At 35.0% G+C, this 21,709-nt stretch carries 22 protein-coding genes; 13 read left to right on the top strand and 9 right to left on the bottom strand.

All coding sequences use genetic code 11. The annotated features are described in order from the left end of the window. Positions 1-77: 77 nt before the first annotated feature. The 8 genes from C237_RS0100330 to C237_RS0100365 all read left to right on the top strand — a co-directional run bounded on the left by C237_RS0100330 (position 78) and on the right by C237_RS0100365 (position 8,136). The gene (locus C237_RS0100330) at positions 78-2,522 is read left to right on the top strand and encodes an FtsK/SpoIIIE family DNA translocase (protein ID WP_018674489.1); all 2,445 of its coding nucleotides are present in this window, start codon (positions 78-80) and stop codon (positions 2,520-2,522) included. Positions 2,523-2,534: 12 nt separating this feature from the next. Then, positions 2,535-3,182, top strand: coding sequence for an outer membrane lipoprotein periplasmic chaperone LolA1 (lolA1, locus tag C237_RS0100335; protein ID WP_018674490.1), 648 nt, complete (start codon positions 2,535-2,537; stop codon positions 3,180-3,182). 69 nt (positions 3,183-3,251) lie between these two features. Next, positions 3,252-4,703 (top strand): LptF/LptG family permease, encoded by a 1,452-nt coding sequence (locus C237_RS0100340; protein ID WP_018674491.1) that lies wholly within the window; start codon positions 3,252-3,254, stop codon positions 4,701-4,703. 120 nt (positions 4,704-4,823) lie between these two features. Then, positions 4,824-5,177 (top strand): 50S ribosomal protein L19, encoded by a 354-nt coding sequence (gene rplS, locus C237_RS0100345; RefSeq protein WP_018674492.1) that lies wholly within the window; start codon positions 4,824-4,826, stop codon positions 5,175-5,177. A 93-nt stretch (positions 5,178-5,270) separates the two neighbouring features. After that, on the top strand, positions 5,271-6,146 hold the full coding sequence (gene era, locus C237_RS0100350; protein ID WP_018674493.1) for a GTPase Era: 876 nt from the start codon (positions 5,271-5,273) through the stop codon (positions 6,144-6,146). A gap of 39 nt (positions 6,147-6,185) precedes the next feature. Beyond that, on the top strand, positions 6,186-6,914 hold the full coding sequence (lptB, locus tag C237_RS0100355) for an LPS export ABC transporter ATP-binding protein (RefSeq protein WP_018674494.1): 729 nt from the start codon (positions 6,186-6,188) through the stop codon (positions 6,912-6,914). Positions 6,915-6,934: 20 nt separating this feature from the next. Beyond that, a complete protein-coding gene (locus C237_RS0100360; RefSeq protein ID WP_018674495.1) occupies positions 6,935-7,519 on the top strand; it encodes a cob(I)yrinic acid a,c-diamide adenosyltransferase in 585 nt (194 codons plus the stop codon). Between the two features lie 2 nt (positions 7,520-7,521). After that, positions 7,522-8,136, top strand: a complete 615-nt coding sequence (locus C237_RS0100365) for a thiamine diphosphokinase (RefSeq protein WP_018674496.1) — start codon at positions 7,522-7,524, stop codon at positions 8,134-8,136. Positions 8,137-8,139: 3 nt separating this feature from the next. Here the strand turns inward: C237_RS0100365 and C237_RS0100370 are convergent, their stop codons facing one another. Next, positions 8,140-8,658 (bottom strand): helix-turn-helix domain-containing protein, encoded by a 519-nt coding sequence (locus C237_RS0100370; protein WP_018674497.1) that lies wholly within the window; start codon positions 8,656-8,658, stop codon positions 8,140-8,142. A gap of 168 nt (positions 8,659-8,826) precedes the next feature. Next, positions 8,827-9,885, bottom strand: a complete 1,059-nt coding sequence (locus C237_RS0100375) for a TerC/Alx family metal homeostasis membrane protein (RefSeq protein ID WP_018674498.1) — start codon at positions 9,883-9,885, stop codon at positions 8,827-8,829. Between the two features lie 338 nt (positions 9,886-10,223). Between C237_RS0100375 and C237_RS0100380 the strand changes: the two genes are divergently transcribed. Beyond that, positions 10,224-11,321, top strand: a complete 1,098-nt coding sequence (locus C237_RS0100380) for a M14 family zinc carboxypeptidase (protein ID WP_018674499.1) — start codon at positions 10,224-10,226, stop codon at positions 11,319-11,321. A gap of 8 nt (positions 11,322-11,329) precedes the next feature. Here C237_RS0100380 and C237_RS0100385 read toward each other — a convergent pair whose 3' ends face one another. From C237_RS0100385 to C237_RS0100400, 4 genes are read right to left on the bottom strand one after another with little or no spacing between them, the layout of a single operon-like run. Beyond that, the gene (locus C237_RS0100385; protein ID WP_018674500.1) at positions 11,330-12,571 is read right to left on the bottom strand and encodes a DUF1015 domain-containing protein; all 1,242 of its coding nucleotides are present in this window, start codon (positions 12,569-12,571) and stop codon (positions 11,330-11,332) included. 2 nt (positions 12,572-12,573) lie between these two features. Further along, positions 12,574-13,527 carry a D-2-hydroxyacid dehydrogenase gene (locus C237_RS0100390; RefSeq protein WP_018674501.1) on the bottom strand — a complete coding sequence of 318 codons (954 nt, stop codon included), beginning with the start codon at positions 13,525-13,527 and terminating at the stop codon, positions 12,574-12,576. An 11-nt stretch (positions 13,528-13,538) separates the two neighbouring features. After that, entirely contained in the window at positions 13,539-14,600 is a 1,062-nt protein-coding gene (gene serC, locus C237_RS0100395) for a 3-phosphoserine/phosphohydroxythreonine transaminase (protein WP_018674502.1), read from the bottom strand. 29 nt (positions 14,601-14,629) lie between these two features. Next, complete coding sequence (locus tag C237_RS0100400; protein WP_018674503.1) at positions 14,630-14,980, bottom strand: 4Fe-4S binding protein; 351 nt, start codon at positions 14,978-14,980, stop codon at positions 14,630-14,632. A gap of 54 nt (positions 14,981-15,034) precedes the next feature. Between C237_RS0100400 and C237_RS0100405 the strand changes: the two genes are divergently transcribed. From C237_RS0100405 to C237_RS0100420, 4 genes are all read left to right on the top strand, one after another. Beyond that, positions 15,035-16,069: an acyl-CoA reductase gene (locus C237_RS0100405; RefSeq protein WP_018674504.1), complete on the top strand. Its 1,035-nt coding sequence runs from the start codon at positions 15,035-15,037 to the stop codon at positions 16,067-16,069. 135 nt (positions 16,070-16,204) lie between these two features. Further along, positions 16,205-17,032: a hypothetical protein gene (locus tag C237_RS0100410; protein WP_018674505.1), complete on the top strand. Its 828-nt coding sequence runs from the start codon at positions 16,205-16,207 to the stop codon at positions 17,030-17,032. 166 nt (positions 17,033-17,198) lie between these two features. Beyond that, positions 17,199-17,882 carry a DUF6624 domain-containing protein gene (locus tag C237_RS0100415; RefSeq protein ID WP_018674506.1) on the top strand — a complete coding sequence of 228 codons (684 nt, stop codon included), beginning with the start codon at positions 17,199-17,201 and terminating at the stop codon, positions 17,880-17,882. 44 nt (positions 17,883-17,926) lie between these two features. Next, positions 17,927-18,619 (top strand): Bax inhibitor-1/YccA family protein, encoded by a 693-nt coding sequence (locus C237_RS0100420; protein WP_018674507.1) that lies wholly within the window; start codon positions 17,927-17,929, stop codon positions 18,617-18,619. Between the two features lie 77 nt (positions 18,620-18,696). Here C237_RS0100420 and C237_RS0100425 read toward each other — a convergent pair whose 3' ends face one another. From C237_RS0100425 to pyrH, 3 genes are all read right to left on the bottom strand, one after another. Then, on the bottom strand, positions 18,697-20,205 hold the full coding sequence (locus C237_RS0100425) for a bifunctional GNAT family N-acetyltransferase/carbon-nitrogen hydrolase family protein (protein ID WP_018674508.1): 1,509 nt from the start codon (positions 20,203-20,205) through the stop codon (positions 18,697-18,699). A gap of 92 nt (positions 20,206-20,297) precedes the next feature. Then, positions 20,298-20,852: a ribosome recycling factor gene (frr, locus tag C237_RS0100430; protein WP_018674509.1), complete on the bottom strand. Its 555-nt coding sequence runs from the start codon at positions 20,850-20,852 to the stop codon at positions 20,298-20,300. Positions 20,853-20,887: 35 nt separating this feature from the next. Further along, entirely contained in the window at positions 20,888-21,595 is a 708-nt protein-coding gene (pyrH, locus tag C237_RS0100435) for a UMP kinase (RefSeq protein WP_018674510.1), read from the bottom strand. Between the last annotated feature and the right edge of the window lie 114 nt (positions 21,596-21,709).

A 21,709-nucleotide genomic window follows, 5' to 3' on the forward strand; every position in this document is an offset into this window, starting at 1 on the left:
TGGATTTAAATTCTTGATTTATGTTCGCCATTCTCATTCTTAATTCCTAAATTTGCATTTCTCAATGGAATAAGAAAATGAATAAAACAACAGCGAATCCCCAATCTGTAAAACAAAAAACTTTGTCTAAGCCACGCATCATCTTTGGACTTGGATTTTTATTGATTTCAGTAATTCTAATATTATCATTTGTTTCTTACCTTAGTAATTGGCAGTCAGACCAAAGCCAAGCGGGTGAATTATTGGACAAATCGGTGGAATCTTCTAATTTAATTGGTAAATTAGGGGATTGGCTAGGTAATATTTTTATTTTTGAGAGCTTTGGGGTTGCAGCATTTATTATTGCATTTTTAGTTTTCGTGTTGGGCTGTCTTATTTTAAAAAAGAAATTTTTTAAACCTTTAAAAACTTTTTCACACGCTATATTTTTTCTATGCTGGTTACCTATTTTCCTAGGTGCTGTTACCAAAGGCGCAGGCGTGATGAGTGGGGTTTATGGGTTTCAAATTTATGACTATTTAAGCGTTTTTATTGGTAAAGTAGGAACTTGCCTCATTATTATAGTGAGTATACTGCTCTATTTTGTACTGGAATTTAACTTAAGACCAAGTGTTATGAAATCCAGATGGCGTAAGTTAAATGACAAGACAGCAATGATGGCTGAAAAACTAAAGCCTAAAGCCCAAGAAGAAGAGGTAGATTCTCAAGCATCAGAAGATGAATTACCAGAAACAAAAATCGAACATAGGACAGAAGCGAAGGTATCGACGCCAACGCAGGTGGTAGATTTAGAAAATTTAGAGGTAACCAACTCTAAAACTGAGCCTACCCATATTATAGAAACTCCTAACCATACTACATCCGATGTAGTTATTGAATCCTCTGCAAACAATCCACCAGAGAAAGTAAAAATAGCGAAAGATTCATTTGAGTTTAGCATTGAAGAACATCAGCCTAGTAATGAACCTCAAAACGAAGTATCAAAAGCAGAAGATTTAGTCAATCAGCATGGGTTGTACGACCATAAATTAGATTTGGCAAAGTTCCAAATGCCGACTATTGATTTGCTGAATGATTATGGAAATGAAGAAATTACCATTAACAAAGAAGAATTAGAAGAAAACAAGAATAAAATTGTTGGACTGCTCAAGAATTTTAAGATTGGAATTGCTAAAATTAAAGCAACCATTGGTCCTACTGTTACGCTCTACGAAATTGTGCCAGAAGCAGGTATCCGTGTGTCGTCTATTAAACGATTACAAGATGATATAGCACTTAATTTAGCGGCTTTAGGTATTAGAATTATTGCTCCTATGCCAGGTAAAGGAACTATTGGTATTGAAGTGCCTAGAAAAAATGCAACGATGGTGTCTATGCGCTCGGTAATTAATTCGCCGAAGTTCCAAAATACAACGATGGATTTGCCAGTAGTTTTTGGTAAAACTATTTCTAACGAAGTGTTTATGGCGGATCTCGCTAAGATGCCACACTTATTGATTGCTGGGGCTACGGGGCAAGGTAAATCAGTAGGGATTAATGCGATACTGACTTCACTATTGTATAAAAAACACCCGAGTGAATTAAAATTTGTAATGGTAGACCCTAAAAAAGTAGAGTTATCACTTTATTCTAAAATTGAACGCCATTATTTAGCCAAGCTTCCAGATGTAGAAGAAGCGATTATAACAGATAATACTCATGTTATCAATACTTTAAATTCATTATGTGTTGAAATGGACAACCGCTACGACTTGCTGAAAGATGCGTTTTGTAGAAACCTTAATGAATATAACGCTAAGTTTTCTCAAAGAAAATTAAATCCAGAACATGGTCACCGCTATTTACCTTATATCGTTTTGGTGGTGGACGAGTTTGCGGATTTAATTATGACGGCAGGGAAAGAGATAGAACAGCCGATTGCCAGATTAGCACAAAAGGCGAGGGCAGTAGGGATACACCTGATTGTAGCCACTCAAAAGCCTACGGTGAATGTGATTACGGGGATTATAAAAGCCAATTTCCCTGCTAGAGTATCGTTTAGAGTGAATTCTAATATGGATTCAAGAACGATTTTGGATACGACTGGTGCTGACCAACTAATCGGTAAAGGAGATATGTTGATTTCTAATGGGAATGATTTAATTAGGGTTCAATGTGCCTTTATTGATACGCCAGAAGTGGAACGCATTGCAGATTTTATCGGGGAGCAAAAAGGCTATGGGGGAGCGTATGAACTGCCAGAATATAGCGGTGAGGAAAGCGGAAATGCCAGTGGCGATTTCAACCCCAATGAAAAAGACGCGTTATTTGATGAAGCTGCAAGAATTGTAGTGTCTACGCAACAAGGCTCTACCTCTATGCTTCAGCGTCAATTGAAATTAGGCTATAATCGTGCGGGGAGAATTGTGGATCAATTAGAGGCTTGTGGGATTTTAGGTGGATTTAATGGTTCTAAAGCTAGAGAGGTTCTTATCCCAGATTTGCAGACATTGGAACAGTTTTTGGAAGACTTGAAGAAATAAAAATTGAATCTCATGAATACAATATACAAAACTATGCTTGTTTCTGCTGTATCTTTGGCAAGTGCAGCAAGTCTTTCGGCTCAGAAAATGGATGTTAAAGCCAAATCTCTTTTGGATGCGGTATCAGCAAATTATAAATCTAAAAACAATACCTACTTTAAGTTCCTTTATGGCTCTGGGAGTAATAATAAAGTGCAACAGACTCAAACGGGTATTTTTTATTCTCAAGGGGCACAATACAAATTGAAAATCATGGACACAGAACAGATTTTTGATGGTAAAAAGATTTATAATATTAATGAAGAAGACCAAGAAGTTACCACAGCATCGCCAAATGAAGATGCGGTTATGTTTTCCCCAATTAATTATATAGACGATTATAAAAAAGGCTATGAAATTTCTTATGTAGGGAAAAGAAGCGTGGCAGGAAAATCTGCGGATTTAGTAAAGCTAGTACCCACAAAGCAGAATGAGGTAAAAGCCGTCTACATTTATGTAGAACCTAATAAAAAGGAATTGGTTAAACTAGAACAATATCAGAAAAATAAAAATGTAGCGGTGATTTATATCCAAGAATTTAAATACAATCAAAATTTAAGTGCAGATATGTTTACTTTTAATAGAGGGAAATATAAAAACTACCTCATTACGGATTTGTAAATATTAAATAAATTATAGAAAATAGCCACGAAGGTTTTATCTTTGTGGCTTTTATTTTATCTTTGTCCTATGTTGAAGAAATTAGACCAATACATTATTAAAACTTTCTTTGGACCTTTTTTGTTCATTTTCAGTGTATTGTTCTTTATTTTTATTGTGAATATCGTTTGGATTAAACTTTATCAGTTTACAGGTAAAGGACTTTCGCCGTTTGAAATTTCCAAACTATTATTTTATATGAGTGTAACGGTGGTGAGTATGGTACTACCGCTTACCATTCTCTTATCTTCCATTATGACTTTTGGAGAGTTTGGGGAACGCTATGAGCTGGCAGCGATGAAAGCGGCTGGTATTTCTCTATTTAGAGTAATGAAGCCATTGATTTTTGTATGTACTATTTTGGCAGGAATTTTATTTTTGTTTTCTAATAATATCGTTCCAGACTTTAATAAGAAGGCAAAAAATATGCTTTATAATATTGCGGTGAATAAGCCTGCTCTTAACTTTACACCTGGACAATTCATTAACACTATTCCTGGGGCTTCGGCAAAGTTTGATAAAATCTATGGTGAGAATGGAGAGTTTATAGAAGGGATAATGATTCATAAAGAAGCCTATGGACTAGAAAGCCAACAAACCATTATTGCCAAAAAAGGAAAATTCGTACCTGCACAAAATCGCAATTATTTAAAATTGATTTTAAAAGACGGCTATGTCTACGAAAACGAAAATAATAGCTACGACTATAACGACCGTATAAAACAGCCTAATCGCACAGTAAAATTTGATAGCCTAACCCTACATTTTGATGTGAGCGAATTAGTTAATCAAGCCATTGAAGCAGAAAGTATATCGGATAGTTATGAATTTCAGACTTATCCACAAATCAGCACCACGATTGATAATTTAGAGAAAGAAAACGAAACTATTTACAGCAATATCAATACCGACTTAGTTTCTCAAATCAGTTATTATCTTACTTTTGACCATTCCAAAACAAAGAAAAAACCTGTATTACCATTTAAGTTAGATACCCTGAAAAATAAACAACAATTAAAAGTACTTTATAACGCGTACGACAAAATCAATACTTTAAAAGAAGGTAAAAAATCAAAAGATAGTGAACTTTACGATTTAACAAAATACCGAAGCAAAGTCATTATGTATCAGCAGCGTATATTGGCTTTTCCTGTAACATGTTTGATATTTTTCCTTATTGGAGCGAGTTTAGGGTCTATTATCCGTAAAGGAGGGGTAGGATTTCCAGTGGTAATCGCCATTATAATTTTCATTATTTTTTATGTATTGAATCTAAGCGTGGAAAATTTAGCATGGAAAGCCAAACTCAATCCCTATTTAGCCGCGTGGATTCCAGATTTGGTATTAGCACCATTAGGCATATGGCTTACTTTTAAAGCCCTTACCGATTCTCAAGTTTTAGATGTTGATAAATATAAAACGCTTTTAAAGCCTATAACAAAATTATTCCAAAAGAATAAAGAGCATGCCCGCTATCAGTAATTTTTTATTAAAATTATTAGGTAGATTATAAAAAATGTTTTATTTTTGCACCCTGTTAACCAACCTCTGACGAGAGCCGTGTATGTTGCTTAGCGCTCAACTTTATTTTATTTATTAACAATGGATTTAATCAAGTACGTACAAGACAAGTACATTACAAAAAAAGAATTCCCAGAATTCAAAGCAGGGGACACTATTACTGCTTATTACGAAATTAAAGAAGGACAGAAAACTAGAACTCAGTTCTTTAAAGGTGTGGTAATTCAGTTAAGAGGGACTGGAGCTACAAAAACTTTCACTATTAGAAAAATGAGTGGTGATGTAGGTGTGGAAAGAGTATTCCCAATCAATATGCCTGCACTACAAAAAATTACCGTAGATAGAAGAGGTAGCGTAAGAAGAGCTAGAATCTACTACTTCCGTAGCCTTAGAGGTAAAAAAGCAAGAATTAAAGATAAAGCTTATATTAAATAATATTTGTTTTACACTATTAAAAAATCCCTTTATGTTTGTAGAGGGATTTTTTTATTTATATCCCATTTATTAAATTTGTCAAAAATAACTTATATGCACAAAGCAGGATTTGTAAATATTGTAGGAAAGCCCAATGCAGGAAAATCAACGCTACTCAATCAATTGATGGGCGAAAAGCTGGCTATTGTAACTCAAAAGGCACAGACTACCCGACATAGAATCTTTGGTATCTATAACGAACCCGATGTTCAGATTGTGTTTTCGGATACACCTGGCGTTCTAGAGCCAAAATATGGCTTACAAGAAAAAATGATGGATTTTGTAAAAGATTCTTTACAAGATGCCGATGTATTTTTATACATTGTGGATGTTACGGATAAAACGCCAGCATCTGAATTTTTAATAGAAAAACTCAACAAAATTCCTGTACCTGTTCTTATTCTTATTAACAAGATAGATCAGTCGAACCAAGAGCAATTGGAGCAAATCATGAACCATTGGCACGACCTGATTCCTAAAGCCGAAATCCTTCCTATATCAGCATTAAAAGCATTTAATACAGAAATTATTTTACCTAAATTAAAATCTTTATTGCCTGAAAATCCGCCTTATTACGATAAAGAACAGTTTACCGATAAGCCCGAACGCTTCTTTGTAAACGAGACCATTAGAGAAAAAATTCTATTGAACTACGAAAAGGAAATTCCTTATTCCGTAGAAGTAGTTACAGAGTTATTTAAGGAAAAAGAAGGCATTATCTTTATCGATTCTATTATTTATGTAGAAAGAGAGAGCCAAAAAGGTATTGTGATAGGTCATAAAGGTGAAGCTATCAAAAAAGTAGGAACCGAAGCAAGGTTAGACTTAGAAAAGTTTTTTGATAAAAAAATTCATCTTAATTTATTCGTTAAGGTTAAGAAAGATTGGCGCAAAAACGACAGAGATCTTAAGAGTTTTGGGTATAGATAATCTACCATTTTATAAAGAAATATCGTTATATTTGTCCCTATGATATTACGAGGCGATAATTTAATTAAAGAATACGGACCTAAAAATGTTGTAAAAGGCGTTTCTATTGAGGTAAAACAAGGTGAGATTGTAGGTTTGCTAGGTCCTAATGGGGCGGGTAAAACAACGACTTTCTATATGATTGTAGGTTTGGTAAAGCCCACTAAAGGCAATGTATTTTTAGACCAAACCAATATTACCCAAGATGCAATGTATCGCAGAGCCCAAAAAGGAATTGGCTATTTGGCACAAGAAGCCTCTGTATTTAGAAAATTATCGGTAGAAGATAATATCATGGGCGTTTTGGAATTAACCAAATTATCTAAAAAAGAACAACGCCGAAAGTGCGATGAATTAATAGAGGAATTTTCTCTAGAGCATGTACGCAAAAATCGTGGTGACTTACTTTCTGGTGGTGAAAGGCGACGAACAGAAATTGCGCGTTGTTTGGCAACCAGTCCTAATTTTATTCTTTTGGATGAGCCTTTTGCGGGGGTAGATCCGATTGCAGTGGAGGATATTCAGAAGATTGTAAGGTCTTTAGTAGAAAAAAATATTGGGATTTTAATTACCGACCACAATGTGCAGCAGACCTTGGCCATTACCAACAAAACTTATATTATGTTCGAGGGTAGAATTCTAAAAGAAGGCTTACCAGAAGACCTTGCCAACGACTCAGAGGTAAGAAGAGCCTATCTCGGCGAAAACTTTAGATTTGAAAAAATATAACACTATCCAAAATATTAATTATGAAAATCTATACTAAAATAGGCGACAAAGGGGAAACCGCACTCTACGGTGGGACTAGAGTATCCAAAGCCTCGTCTAGAGTAGAGGCATATGGGGCTATTGATGAGCTCAATGCGTTTGTAGGTATTGCTAAATCCTATATTAATGATGAAGCACTTATCCGTCAACTAAAAACCATTCAGTTTGATTTATTTACCGTAGGCTCTGAGGCAGCAACCCCCACCGATAAGTTGATGTTAGCAAACGGCAAATCTAGATTGTCATTAATAATAGAAGAAAAAGATATAGAGCAATTGGAGCAATGGATGGATGCCTTGGACGAAAGTTTAGAACCGCTTCAGTTTTTTATTTTACCTGGTGGAGGGAAAGCGGCTACCCACCTTCATGCTGCTAGGACGATATGCCGTAGAGCAGAGCGTGGACTTGTATTGTTAAATGAAACCGAACCCGTGCGACCTACCTTAATTAAATATCTCAATCGGCTATCTGATTATTTTTTTGTTTTAGCGCGCTATGTTTCTAAAACACATAATGAACCAGAGGAGTATTGGAATCCTAATGATAGACCTTCTAAGGCTAAATAATCATGGAAAAAGCCATCTTATTTCTAAATGGAACGCCACCAAAGACTTTTGATGATAAGCTAGAAAAGGATGCTATAATTGCGTGTACAGACGGCGCATTTGAATATCTAAAAGATACCATAGGCATCCAGAAAATTCATTTTATTTCTGGGGATTTTGATTCTTATGAATTAGCACCACAGCATCAAGGGTTAGAGGTAATTCATACGCCTGACCAAGATTATACCGATTTTCATAAAGCCTTAAATATCCTTAAATCTAGAGGGGTAAAAGAAATAAAAGTATATGGCGCCAGCGGCGATGAACAAGACCATTTTTTAGGGAATTTGACTGTTGCCTATCATTTTAAAGATACTTTAGATATTATTTTTGAAGATGAATATGCGCGTTATTTTTTTATCCCCAATACCTTTAAGCTGCAAGGGGTACAAAACAAAATGATTTCGCTATATCCATTTCCCTATGCCAAAGAAGTGACGACTAAAGGACTTAAATGGCTGCTTAATGGCGAAGATTTAGAAATTACCCATCGTATCGGGACACGAAATATCGCCATAGAAGATACCGTGACTATTGAATATAATAGTGGAGGTTTATTAGTTTTTGTAGGGCATTAATCATTAATGTTCGTAACTTTCAAAAGTGCCATCTTCAAAAAATAGAACAACCCGCTTGATTCCAGATTTTGTTTTATGCTGTACTGCTTGTAAACTCTGATTTTTTTCTTCGATTTCCACCATTTTTTCTAATCGCTGAGAATCGTCTATATGATTTTCATTGTGTTCTTGGTTATCATTTTTAATTTCTGGGGCTTTTTCAGAAAATTCTGAAGTGGTTGGTAAATTGAACAAGTCGGGTAGAGGGGTGGGAGAAGTATCTTCCACTTCGTTGGTTGGGGGATTGATTTTTTCGTTAGATTGTGGAGGGGTAATCATTTCCCCTTTACCATTAATTAGCCAGTCCCATTCAATCTCTGGAAAGCGGTCTTTGATTTTAGTTATGAAGTCGAGTGAGGGTTTATTTCTTCCCGAAGTGATGTGTGAGATACTAGAACGCTGAACATCTATTTCGTCCGCAAAGTCCGATGCCGTTAATTGAGAATACTCAATAATTTTTGAAATGCGTTGATTGAGCCCCATACCTTAGGTTTTACAATTGTTACAATTAGATATTACAAAAGTAAAACAAAGAAATGGAACAATAAAATACAAATGTAAAATATGCGCGTTAACAAATGTAAATATTAATATGAATCACTTGTAAATCAATAGTTTTTGTAAATGTTACAAATTTAAAAACTATTAGAATTAGTCAACTTTTACCTTTTTGCTAGTTGTTAATAATGATGCAATAATACTAATGGCAAGGATACTAACAATTACAATTAAGGAATGAGTGGTAGTAAATCCTAAGTCATCCAATTGATGATGTAATAACATTTTTACACCAATAAAGGTAAGCAATACGGCTAGACCTACTTTCAGATACTTGAACTTATCAATCACCCCAGCCAATAAAAAGAACATAGACCTTAGCCCGATGATGGCGAAAATATTAGAGAAAAAGACGATATAAGGATCTTTGGTAACAGAAAATATCGCTGGAATACTATCCACTGCAAAGATTAAATCGGTAAATTCTATGATGACTAAAACTAGGAATAGTGGCGTCATTTTCTTTACGCCATTAATCGTTACAAAAAATTTACTCCCTACAAACTGATTATGAACCTTAAAATATTTATTGGCAAACTTAACAACTGGATGATTTTGAGGATCTATTTCTTCATCTTGGTCTTTTTGTAGGAACATTTTAATCCCTGTAAATACTAGAAATGCGCCGAAGACATACATAATCCAGTCGAATTTTTCAATCAATGCTGCTCCAATAAATATAAATGCAAAACGCATGACTAATGCCCCAATGATTCCCCAGAATAAAACTCTATGATAATTCTTTTTTTCTACCCCATAAGCTGAAAATATTAAAACGATCACAAAAATATTATCCACAGACAGCGCATATTCTACAACATAACCCGTAAGGTATTCTAATCCTAAATTTTGGTTATAGAGTTGAATACTACTTTCTAAATCGCCAGGTATAATTTTAACAGGGTGATGGTGGCGAGCGATTACTTCTTGTAGCCGCTCCATACTATCAATACCATGTAAATACTGCCCAAAAGAAAGGATAAAAAAGTAAAACCCCATCGATAGACATACCACAAGAAAACTCATCAAGGTAGCATGTTTAAGGGAAATGGTATTAGAATTTTTATTCTTATTTAATAGTCCTAAATCTAAGGCTAGGATAAAGCCTATGAATAGAACAAAACAGATTAGGAATATAGCTTCATTTGTCATGTGACAAAGATAATAAAATTATTTTTCCTGCATTTTACAAATGTAATATTTAAAGTTATTCACAAAAGTAATCCACGAAATCTGTTTAATAAATTTGTATACACTCTCATTTTATCAACTATTTTGATACTTAAAGTAATATTAAAGTTTGATTTTATATAAATTATATAATAAACTGATTTGCATATAATTATATTTTTGAAATAAGAATAGTTTAATCCACAAAATAATCCACAGACATATTGTCTTTTTCACTTGTTTAATGATTTTACTAATGTAAATTACCTAAGATATAAAAATTAAGATTATCTTTGGGGTATAAATTTTAAAAGAAGACTATGGAATTTCAGTATGTTAGAAATGTAAACTTTAATCATCGTTATATTTCGCCACAGCAACTTCACCATTATTTAGAATCTCATTATGCACAGCAAATAAAATTACTGGGAACTTCAACTTTAGGTTTGCCTATTTATAGTTTGAGAATTGGTACGGGGAAAACTAAAGTGGCAGCATGGAGCCAAATGCATGGAAACGAATCCACTGCTACATTGGCTTTATTGGATTTATTATATTCATGGAACTCTAACCAAGTAATTATGGATGCATTATTTTCGGAAATTCAATTGGATTTTATTGTGATGCTCAACCCCGATGGTTCTAAAGTTTGGACGCGTAGAAATAGCCTCGATATAGATATTAACCGAGATTTTATAAAAGAGTCTTCTAAAGAAATTAAAATTTTAAAGCAGTTTGTTGCTAGTAATCACTATGATTATGCTCTGAATTTGCATGATCAACGCACGATTTTTACTACCGACGGCGAGCATCCTGCGACGCTATCTTTTCTTTCTCCGTCTGAAAATGTTGCCCGTAGCCTTACAGAGCATAGAAAGCAAAGTATGGCAGTTATTGCCTCAATTTACAAGGCATTAAAATCAAAATTACCTCATAGAATAGGGCGCTATTCTGATGAGTTCTATCCGCTTTCGGTAGGGGATAATTTTATGAAAATGGGACTTCCAACCGTTCTATTTGAAGGCGGACATTATGAGAATGATTACTACCGAAACCATACCCGACAATATTATACGGAAGCGCTTTATATTGCATTAAAGGCAATGGCAGATTTAAAAGGCGATACCACAAACTTTGAGATGTATTCTGAAATTCCAGAAAATAAAGACACCCATTGCGATATAATCTATAACAATCTTAATATCAATACAGGAGAGGAGCCTTATCTAGTAGATGTCGCGGTACAATATCGTGAGGAATTTACTGAAGGCCATGAGGAATTGACTTTTCAGCCTTATATCCTAGATATAGGGGATGCCCGACGAAAAAAAGCATGGAAAACCATAGACTGCGAAGGAAAATTGTTCCAAGACAAGCGTCCACAACTCGACCAAAAAGCGCAATTTACAATAGGTTAAAACTAAGTCTAACTCATATCATACATCACCATAGCGGTTATTAATTTAGGCGAAATTAAGGTTGATTTCGGTGGCATTTTTTGGTTTAGATCAGAAACTTTTATCAAGTCATTAAAACTAACAGGATATACTCCAAAGGCTACTTTATAATCCCCAGAGTCTACTTTATCCTTAAGTTTTAAAATACCTTCCATATTAGAAGTGCCTTTAACGAACTTAATTCTATCCGAAGTTTTTGTATTTTCTATATCTAAAATTGGTTTATAAACATACTTTTCCAAAAGGTAGTGGTCCATACTGGCTAAACCATCCTCGGTTGGTCTAAGGTGATGTTTGATGTGCAAACTATAAAATTTACCCCCTAGATACATAGAAATATGGAACTTCTGAGATGGGTAATAAGGGGTTTCTCCCTTTTCGTAAATCAAGAAATTTTCGTCTAATGCACTTAAAAATTTCTCCTCTGAAAGTCCATTCAAATCTTTGATTAAACGGTTGTAATCATGGATTTTAATAGATTGGTTGGAAACAATATAACTGAACACAAAATTATAAGGTTCTGCTCCCGTGTGTTTTTTATATTTTTCTTTGTGATTTCTAGCATTAAGTGCCGCAGACCCTATTCTATGGTGACCATCGGCAATATAAAATGCTTCTATTTGGTCTATCACTTCTTTAAACTGCTGAAGTTTTAGTCGGTTGTCAATTTTCCAAACTTTATGACGGATTTGATCGTCGTCTGTAAAATTAATAATTGGAATATTTTTTTCCTCTAAATTCATCAGCATTTCAACTTTGGAATTGGCAGGGTAGGTCAGCAATACTGGCTCTGATTGTAATTCTACCTTATCCAAATATTTAGCGAGTTTTTCCTTTCTCTTAGTGATGGTACCTTCGTGTTTTTTAATCTTACCATTCCAGAAATCTTCTACCGAAACCAGCCCCATTAAACCTCTAAATACAGTTTTATCTGGCATAATCTGCTCATAGAGATAGTACGATGCTGTATCTTCTTGCATCAGATGCTGTTGTAGGCTATTTTCATAATTGACCTTTACTTTTCTTAGGTTTCTAGATACATCTTTAGATTTACTGCATACATAAGGTTTTACCATATGGATATAGGAACCTTCGTCTTTAGATTTTGCTAGCAATTCCTCATCCGTGTAATTATCCAAAGATCTAGTTGGAAAATGTTCTAGAAATTCTGCTTTAGGTCGTATTCCTTTAAATGGCTTAAATATCGGCATCGCTAAGATTTTAGGTTAATAATTTGCTCTGCTAACTCTGTACCAATTCTATCTTGTGCTTCCTTGGTGCTGCCTGCAATATGTGGTGAAAGCGACAATGCAGGATTCATCAATAGCGATAAAGCGGGCTGTGGTTCAGCTTCAAATACATCTAAAGCTGCACCTCTTACAATACCTTTCTCTACAAACTCTAGGAGTGCCTGCTCGTTGATTACGCCACCTCTTGCTGTATTCACAATCATCACGCCTGGTTTCATTGCTTCAAACTCTGGAGTATCAATAATGTAACCATTAGTTTTTGGCGTATTAAGGCTAATGAAATCGGCATCTTTTAGCACTTTTTGAATTTGGTCTGTGGTTTCAATACTAAATTCTAGCGTTTGACCGTCAAAAAATTTTAATGATACAGTTTCAGTTTTGGGTTTGGTGGTTACGGCAGTAATCTTCATTCCTAATGCAATACCAATTTTTGCCACCTCTTTACCAATACTTCCAAATCCAATAATAGCTAAAGTTTTGCCTGCCAATTCCGTAGCATCAGCATAAGATTTTTTAAGAGCTTTAAACTGAGTGTCACCTTCTAGAGGCATCATACGATTAGATTCATGAAGGAATCTGGCTAATGAAAATAAATGAGCAAATACGAGCTCTGCAACCGATTTTGAAGAGGCTAATGGCGTATTAATCACCTGAAGCCCTTTAGACTTGGCGTAGTCTACATCAATATTATCTAATCCTACACCGCCTCGTCCAATAATTTTTAGACTAGGACAAGCGTCTATAAGGTCTTGTCTTACTTTGGTTGCACTTCTTACTAAAAGTACTTCAATATGGTTTTCATTGATGAAATTCGCAAGTTGTTCCTGAGCCACACGATGCTCTAAAACTTCAAATCCTGCGTTTTTTAGTCGTTCGACACCACTATTTGAGAGTCCGTCGTTTGCTAATATTTTCATTTTAATTAGATTTATTTTAGTTGTTGCATTACCTCTACAAGGACTTGTACGCTTTCTATAGGTAGGGCATTATAAAGACTAGCACGGTAGCCTCCTACGCTACGGTGTCCATTAATCCCATTGATGTTTGCTGCTTTCCAAAGTCGGTCAAATTCTTCTTTCTTAGACTCATCGGTTAGTCGGAAACAAACATTCATATTTGAACGGTCTTCTGTATGGGCAGTCCCTTCAAATAATGGATTGCGGTCAATCTCGCCATAGAGTAGTGCAGCTTTAGCCTTGTTTTTCTCTTCTGCGGCGGCGATACCCCCATGCTTTTCTAAATGCTGAAGGGTTAATAATGAAGTATATACCGCAAATACAGGCGGGGTATTAAACATGGATTCCTTATCAATATGAAGTTGATAATTCAAATAAGATGGAATGTTGCGTTTGGTTTTTCCTAAAATATCCTTTTTTACAACCACCAATACCGTACCTGCAGGTCCCATATTTTTCTGAGCACCAGCGTAGATTAAATCAAATTGAGAAAAATCTACCACTCTAGAAAAAATATCCGAACTCATATCACAAACTAGAGGTACTTCTGTTTTTGGAAATTCTTTCATTTGGGTCCCATAAATCGTATTGTTGGAAGTACAATGGAAGTAATCGTAATTGCTTTTTATGGTATAATCTTTAGGAATATAAGTATAATTTGATGCTTTAGACGATGCCAACACATCTACATTTCCAAGTAATTTGGCTTCTTTAATGGCGTTAGATGCCCATTTCCCCGTATCGGTATAGGCAGCGGTACCCTCGGTAGAGAGCAAATTAAACGGCACCATTAGGAATTGTAAACTAGCACCTCCTTGTAAGAACAGGACTTCGTAATCGTCATTAAGATGCATCAATCGTTTTACGATAGCACGCGCCTCGTCCATTACCGCCACAAAATCTTTTGAACGGTGGGAAATTTCTAATAAAGACAACCCCGATTGATTAAAATCTATAATGGCTTCTGAGGACTGTTGGAATACTTCATTGGGAAGTATACATGGTCCAGCACTGAAATTATGTTTCTTACTCATAGTATTTTGATAAATAAGATGTAACGATATTATTCCCCGTGTAGAAAAACTTTTTTAGATAGCAGTTGCTCTTCGGTTTCTTCGTGGTTTTCATCGGGTACGCAACAATCCACTGGGCAAACTGCCGCACATTGAGGTTCCTCATGGAAGCCCATACATTCGGTGCATTTATCAGTTACGATGAAATAGACATCATCACTTACAGGTTCTTGAGGGGCGTCCGCATCTAAGGTAACGCCAGATGGCATGGTGACCATCCCTTTCAATTCGGTTCCATCAGACGCACGCCAATCTACTGCTCCTTCATATATTGCATTATTCGGGCATTCGGGTTCGCATGCGCCACAATTAATACATTCGTCTGTTATTATGATAGCCATTGCTAATTAAATTTTTAAATTTGCACAAAGTTATTACATTTATATTATATGACAATGATAAACACGACTAAAATTTCAAGTCTAGCCAAAGTTGGTGAGTTCATAAAACATTATCTTGATACGGATGTTTCTCAATATACCCCCGAACAAGAAGAATTCAGTAACCTCTTGCGTCGTAGTGAGATAGAAAATCCATGGTTTACCCAAGAGAACCTAAAATTTGCACTCCAACAATGGGCGACACTTTTAAATGAACACCACCTCAAAACTTGGCAGTCTAAATATCAACACTCCAACGCTACTAAAAAGGTGGGGCTTATTTTAGCAGGAAATATTCCATTGGTAGGTTTTCATGATGTGATTTGTGTGTTGCTAAGTGGGCATATTCCGTATATTAAACAGTCGTCTAAAGATACATTAATTTTACCTTTTCTATTAAACCTTTGGAATCGTTATTCCGAAGGTAATTTAAAATATCATATAGTAGAAAAACTAGAGCACTACGATGCTATTATCGCGACAGGAAGTAATAATACGGCGAGATATTTAGAGTATTATTTTAAATCGGTGCCACATATCATCCGAAAAAATAGAACTTCTGTGGCGGTTTTAAGCGGTGAAGAATCAGATGTACAACTTAAAAAATTGGGTGAAGATATATTCCGATATTTCGGTTTAGGGTGTAGAAATGTGAGTAAAATTTATTTACCAAAAGATTTTGAATTAGATAGAATTTTTGAAAACTTTGAAAGCTATAAAGACATCATTAACCACCATAAGTACGCTAATAATTACGATTATAACCGAGCGGTATATTTACTCAATCAAGAAGTGTTTTGGGATAATAATTTTGTGATGCTTAAAGAGGACGATGCTTTATTTACACCATTATCAGTCGTGAATTTTAGTCGATATGATTCTATTGATGAAGTCAAAAATGCGCTAGATGAAAAAGCAGATGATATCCAATGTATTGTAGCGGATTCTCAATTAGGATTAGAAAGTTTAGATTTTGGACAAGCCCAAACACCAGATTTAGAAACTTATGCGGATAATGTAGATACAATGGCGTTTTTGTGTTCGCTATAAAAACTTAAAACGATGATAAAAAAAATTATTTTATATTTTAGTTTGTGCTACTTTTGCTTAGGATGCGGACAGAATACAAAATCGTCCTCGTTTAAGTTAGGTTTATTTTTTTAGATTGATATTTATTGTATATATTTGTGTGATGTAGCGAAAGGAGCGAAGCGGATTTCGCAAAGCCGCCGGGATTTTATAGCCAATGCTAAAAGACAGATAACAATAAAGAAATATAAAATAGACATTTATACTCTGACCGAAAGTGGAAATCACTCAAGTAACCAAAACTACTTCGGAAGTGTAGTATTTGAGACAGATAATAAGGCAAGTTGGGTTTTTGACTTTTTGCACCACGCAGGTGGACAAATAGTTATAGAAGGAATTGAGATAAAAACTTACGAGTTTGAAGATTATACTTTAATTTCTTTGACTGACTTTTTCCGTGACGGTGACTTTTACAAAAATTTGATTTATGGTAGCAAAGGTTTAAACGTAACTAACAATTTGTTTCCTGACAAGCAGTTTACAGTTGACAATGAACCTGAATACTTAATTATCGGGGACGATGCTGTAGCAGAACAATTTACGGAAAGTGATTTTGACTTCTATGAGGACTGTAAACAAACAGTTGTAAAATCTGAATACTTATACGAATGTGGTGCAACAGGATTTTGGGAAAATTATCTAATTGGAGTTGCGTCAAGTCTTTCTGTCCTCATAGTTGACAAATTAGCTTCATTTGGTTTTCCAGTTGACAGTATTAAAAGATTTAAACTGCCTTCAAAAATTAGAAAATCTCTTGCAAGTGAATACAATATCAATCCTGACAGCTTATTCCTAGAAAGTTATAGAAAAGAAGAAGAAATAATTAGAGTAAGTTTCAGAAATGTCGCCTACCGTTTTCATTTGACAATCAAAGAAGGTGAACTCGTAGATATAATTACGGAAAAATTAGACAAACTTGTATGATGACAAGAAGTACTGGCTATAACAAGGGTTTTGTGTCAGGCGGGGTGATATGCAAAATTGGAGCATTGTGTTTCTATTGAATATTAGTAATAAAACCAACTTTGCGCTTAGATTTACCTTCCGAACGCAGAACCCAAACCGTTACCTATAAGCTAAAAAAGTGCAAATGAAAAAAATATTAGGAATTTTAATTATCGGACTTTCAATTTTTGGCTGTGTAGTAAATCCATCTAAAAAGGAAAAACTTACACAAAATATTAAATTTAACCAAGGTTTAGCAGATGAGCTCAAAAAGATGGCTGAAGTTGACCAAATCGCAGCATATATACCGCAAGGGGAGTATAAAAAAATGTCTAATGAGGAATGGGATTCTTTTAAAGATAGTGTTTTTATAGCTCATCAAAAACGACTAAAACAGATTTTTGACAATTACGGATTTGTTGGATTTGACTTAGCTGGGAAAGAAGGCTCTAATAACTTTTGGCTCATGGTACAACATTCTGACCATAATCCTAATTTTCAAAAAGAAGTATTGGAAAAAATGAAAATTGAAGTTGATAAAGGAAATGCCTCACCAAGTAGCTATGGATTACTTGTTGACCGAGTAAATCTTAATTTAGGAAAAAAACAGATTTATGGAACGCAAGTAACATATAATATGGAAACAGGTCAAGCCTATCCGAAGCCTTTGGAAGATAGTCTAAATGTTAATCAAAGAAGAAGTTCTATTGGACTTAATTCAATAGAAGAGTATTTAAATGAAATGACCAAAATACAATTTGAAATAAATAAAGAAAACTATTTAAAAAAGGGAATGACTGAACCCAAAATATACGAACTGAAAAAATGATTTATGTGGAAATAAAATATTATATTTGTAAAAAATAAAAAAACATGGAATATACAGATCATTTATTAGTAGCACAGTCTACGGAAGCCGAAAAAGCACAGTTTTACAAAAAAACCTATATGCATTTGGCATTAGCGGTTTTGGCGTTTATTGTAGTGGAAAGTATCTTAATTACAGTTGTACCAGAAGAGATAATTTTTTCTATGGTATCAGGCAGGTTTACTTGGTTGTTTATTTTGGGTGCATTTTGGCTGGCATCTATTTTGGCAGATAAATGGACAATGTCCCAAAGCAAATCTACACAATATTTAGGATTAGGATTTTATGTGCTTTTAGAAGCAGTGATTTTCTTACCTATGATACTTATAGCAACTGTGTATAGTGACCCTGATTTAATTTTTCAAGCGGCAATTATTACATTGGCTCTATTTGGTGGACTTACTGGGGTAGCCCTTACTACAAAACGCGATTTTTCGTTTTTAAGAAATATCATTGTCATCGGTGGATTTGTGGCCTTGGGATTAATTGTTGCAGGTGCGATATTTGGATTTAATTTAGGACTTTGGTTTTCTGCGGGTATGGTACTTTTAGCATCAGCGAGTATTTTGTACCAAACACAAAAATTAAAAGTTATGTATACCAAAGACCAATATGTAGGAGCGGCATTACAATTATTTGCTTCTGTGATGTTACTATTCTGGTATATCTTAAGAATTTTAATGTCTAGAAGAGATTAATAAACTCTGCATAAACTGAAATAAAAAAGATTGGCAAAACGCCAATCTTTTTTTGTTAATTGTATACATTCATAATGTTATTCCTCACCAGAATAGTCTACGGTATATAAATCTTTTCTTCTATCCGAAAGGGTTTTTACGGCACCATTATGGTGTAAGTCTTTTAGAAGGTTTAGGTCTACATCTACAATCAGGGTCATTTCTGTATTTGGGGTAGCTTCACCTTTTACTGCATTAGCAGGGAATCCAAAATCCGATGGTGTAAATACAGCAGCTTGTCCATATTGGATATCCATATTATTCACCCCAGGTAAATTGCCTACACAACCAGCAATAGCAACATAACACTCGTTTTCAATGGCTCTAGCAGCCGCACAATGTCTTACACGCGTATATGCATTTTGAGTATCGGTAAGGAATGGAACAAATAGAATCTTCATCCCTTGGTCGGCTAAGATTCTTGGCAATTCTGGAAATTCTACATCGTAGCAAATCACTAAGCCCACTTTACCACAGTCGGTATCGAAAACTTTTACTTTATTACCGCCCTTCATACCATAGTAGCGTCTTTCATTAGGGGTAATGTGGATTTTTCTATATTCATCAATTCTTCCGTCTCTGTGCAATAGGTAGCTGATGTTATAAAGTTCGCCGTTTTCCTCAATGGGCATACTTCCCGAGATGATGTTTACATTATAACTGATGGCAAATTCTGAAATTTTGTTTTTAATTTCTTCTGTCATTTTTGCTAATTCTATCATACTATCTCTTTCCGAAAGATGATTGAAAGGTGCTAATAGAGGTGTATTGAACAATTCTGGGAATAGAACAAAATCCGCTTTGTAACCTCCCATCACATCTACAAAAAATTCGACTTGCTCGTAGAAACTATCAATATCTTTAAAGCGTCTCATCTGCCATTGAACCAAGCCTAAACGAATGATGCTATCCTGCATTGTATTAGGTTTGCGGCTGTAATAGATATTGTTCCATTGTAAAAGTACCGCATTCTCCTTAGAAGAAGAATCTCCTGGTAGATAGTCATTAAGAATTTTAATTGGTAGAAAGTTATTAGAAATTTGAAAAGAGAGTACAGGGTCGTAGATTTCTTTATTTCTTACTTTTTGAATGTATTGCCTAGGCGTTAATTCATCACTATGTAAATGGTAATTTGGGATTCTCCCTCCTACGATAATAGATTTTAGGTTTAGGTGTTCACAGAGTTCTTTTCTAGCATCATATAGTCTTCTGCCTAATCTTAGTTCTCGGTACTCTGGGTCTACAAAGACCTCGATGCCGTAAAGCACATTCCCATTATTGGTATGGGTGTTAAAGGTAAAATTACCCGTAATTTCGGAGTAAGTATGATCGTCACCATAAAGTTCGTACTGAACAATAATAGACAAACACGCAGCCGCAATTTTACCATCTACGGTAATACACATTTGTCCATCTGGAAAAATAGATGTCAGTTTTTGAATATTTCTCTTATCCCAGATGTCGTTCATTTCGGGATAGGCTTTTTTCATTACGCTTACCAGCGCATCATAATCGTCTATATTTAGTTTTCTAATATCTACTTGCATAGTAATAATTTATATTTTTTTAGGGTTGCAAAAATAAAACCTTTTAAGATGATTCTCAAAAGGTTTTAAATGTTTTATTGAATAATCTAAGATTAAATTTTCATAATATCTTCTTCCTTGTGTTTTAGATGCTCTTCAATTTTAGCGATATATTTATCAGTTAGTTCTTGAACTTCATCTTCTGTATCTTTTATGATATCTTCGGAAATCCCTTCTAATTTTTTAAGGTTTTTCATCCCATCTTGTCTGGCGTTTCTTACCGTCACTTTAGTTTGCTCACTTTCTGCTTTAGCTTGTTTCGCTAAATCTCTACGGCGTTCCTCTGTTAATGGCGGAACATTTAGGATAATGGTATCACCATTATTCATTGGGGCAAAACCTAAGTTGGCATTAATGATGCCTTTTTCAATATCCTTGATGGCAGACTTATCCCAAGGTTGTATGGCAATGGTCATGGCATCGGGAATAGAAACATTGGCTACTTGGTTAAGTGGGGTAGGGCTACCGTAGTATTCCACCATTACATCTTGTACCATAGCAGTAGACGCTCTACCTGCTCTAATTTTTAGGAAAGCATGCTCCAAATGCTTGATGGCACTTTCCATTTCTTGCTTTGTCGTATCTAATATTAATTCTAACTCTTCCATTTTATTGTTATTTTTTAATCTTTAAATCAAATTATCTAGCCTTTTACCACAGTTCCCACTTCTTCGCCTTTAATTACTTTCAATAGGTTCCCTGCTTTATTCATATCAAACACAATGATGGGTAAATGATTCTCGTGGCTAAGGGTAAATGCCGTCATATCCATCACTTTTAAGTTTTTTTCGTAGACTTCTTCAAAAGATAAACTATTGAATTTTACGGCATCTTTGTTTTTTTCGGGGTCGCTATCATAGATTCCGTCCACACGAGTTCCTTTAAGAATTACATCAGCACCAATTTCTATGGCTCTTAGTGTAGCCGCAGTATCGGTTGTAAAATAAGGGTTTCCAGTTCCGGCACCGAAAATCACCACACGCCCTTTTTCTAGGTGCCTTGTGGCTCTTCTTTTAATAAACGGCTCGGCAACTTTATCCATTTCAATTGCGGATTGCAATCTTGTTTTTACACCTTGGTCTTCCAAAGCGCCTTGCAATGCCATACCATTGATTACGGTGGCCAGCATTCCCATATAATCCCCTTGAACTCTATCCATACCTTTGGCAGCACCAGATAGCCCTCTAAAGATATTACCACCACCAATGACTATGGCAACTTCGCAGCCTTCGTCTACGGCTTTTTTTATTTCGGTAGCATATTCGGTAAGTCTATCATTATCAATACCATATTGGAGATTTCCCATTAGGGCTTCTCCACTAAGTTTCAGTAGAATTCGTTTGTATTTCATAAAAGTAAAGGTTTAATCTTTAAAAAAGATTCGTTTTTGCAAATATAATAATTATGTCTTTATTATTCACCATACAGCGGGATATTTTGTGGGGTTTGGTCTGTTAAAAAGAAT

The sequence above is a fragment of the Riemerella columbina DSM 16469 genome (genome assembly GCF_000374405.1).
GTDB lineage: Bacteria > Bacteroidota > Bacteroidia > Flavobacteriales > Weeksellaceae > Riemerella > Riemerella columbina.

Bases quoted from the DNA above. Each gene is read 5' to 3' on its own strand.
- C237_RS0100330 (WP_018674489.1), top strand. From the start codon at position 78: ATGAATAAAACAACAGCGAATCCCCAATCTGTAAAACAAAAAACTTTG.
- lolA1 (WP_018674490.1), top strand. From the start codon at position 2,535: ATGAATACAATATACAAAACTATGCTTGTTTCTGCTGTATCTTTGGCA.
- C237_RS0100340 (WP_018674491.1), top strand. From the start codon at position 3,252: ATGTTGAAGAAATTAGACCAATACATTATTAAAACTTTCTTTGGACCT.
- rplS (WP_018674492.1), top strand. From the start codon at position 4,824: ATGGATTTAATCAAGTACGTACAAGACAAGTACATTACAAAAAAAGAA.
- era (WP_018674493.1), top strand. From the start codon at position 5,271: ATGCACAAAGCAGGATTTGTAAATATTGTAGGAAAGCCCAATGCAGGA.
- lptB (WP_018674494.1), top strand. From the start codon at position 6,186: ATGATATTACGAGGCGATAATTTAATTAAAGAATACGGACCTAAAAAT.
- C237_RS0100360 (WP_018674495.1), top strand. From the start codon at position 6,935: ATGAAAATCTATACTAAAATAGGCGACAAAGGGGAAACCGCACTCTAC.
- C237_RS0100365 (WP_018674496.1), top strand. From the start codon at position 7,522: ATGGAAAAAGCCATCTTATTTCTAAATGGAACGCCACCAAAGACTTTT.
- C237_RS0100370 (WP_018674497.1), bottom strand. From the start codon at position 8,658: ATGGGGCTCAATCAACGCATTTCAAAAATTATTGAGTATTCTCAATTA.
- C237_RS0100375 (WP_018674498.1), bottom strand. From the start codon at position 9,885: ATGACAAATGAAGCTATATTCCTAATCTGTTTTGTTCTATTCATAGGC.
- C237_RS0100380 (WP_018674499.1), top strand. From the start codon at position 10,224: ATGGAATTTCAGTATGTTAGAAATGTAAACTTTAATCATCGTTATATT.
- C237_RS0100385 (WP_018674500.1), bottom strand. From the start codon at position 12,571: ATGCCGATATTTAAGCCATTTAAAGGAATACGACCTAAAGCAGAATTT.
- C237_RS0100390 (WP_018674501.1), bottom strand. From the start codon at position 13,527: ATGAAAATATTAGCAAACGACGGACTCTCAAATAGTGGTGTCGAACGA.
- serC (WP_018674502.1), bottom strand. From the start codon at position 14,600: ATGAGTAAGAAACATAATTTCAGTGCTGGACCATGTATACTTCCCAAT.
- C237_RS0100400 (WP_018674503.1), bottom strand. From the start codon at position 14,980: ATGGCTATCATAATAACAGACGAATGTATTAATTGTGGCGCATGCGAA.
- C237_RS0100405 (WP_018674504.1), top strand. From the start codon at position 15,035: ATGATAAACACGACTAAAATTTCAAGTCTAGCCAAAGTTGGTGAGTTC.
- C237_RS0100415 (WP_018674506.1), top strand. From the start codon at position 17,199: ATGAAAAAAATATTAGGAATTTTAATTATCGGACTTTCAATTTTTGGC.
- C237_RS0100420 (WP_018674507.1), top strand. From the start codon at position 17,927: ATGGAATATACAGATCATTTATTAGTAGCACAGTCTACGGAAGCCGAA.
- C237_RS0100425 (WP_018674508.1), bottom strand. From the start codon at position 20,205: ATGCAAGTAGATATTAGAAAACTAAATATAGACGATTATGATGCGCTG.
- frr (WP_018674509.1), bottom strand. From the start codon at position 20,852: ATGGAAGAGTTAGAATTAATATTAGATACGACAAAGCAAGAAATGGAA.
- pyrH (WP_018674510.1), bottom strand. From the start codon at position 21,595: ATGAAATACAAACGAATTCTACTGAAACTTAGTGGAGAAGCCCTAATG.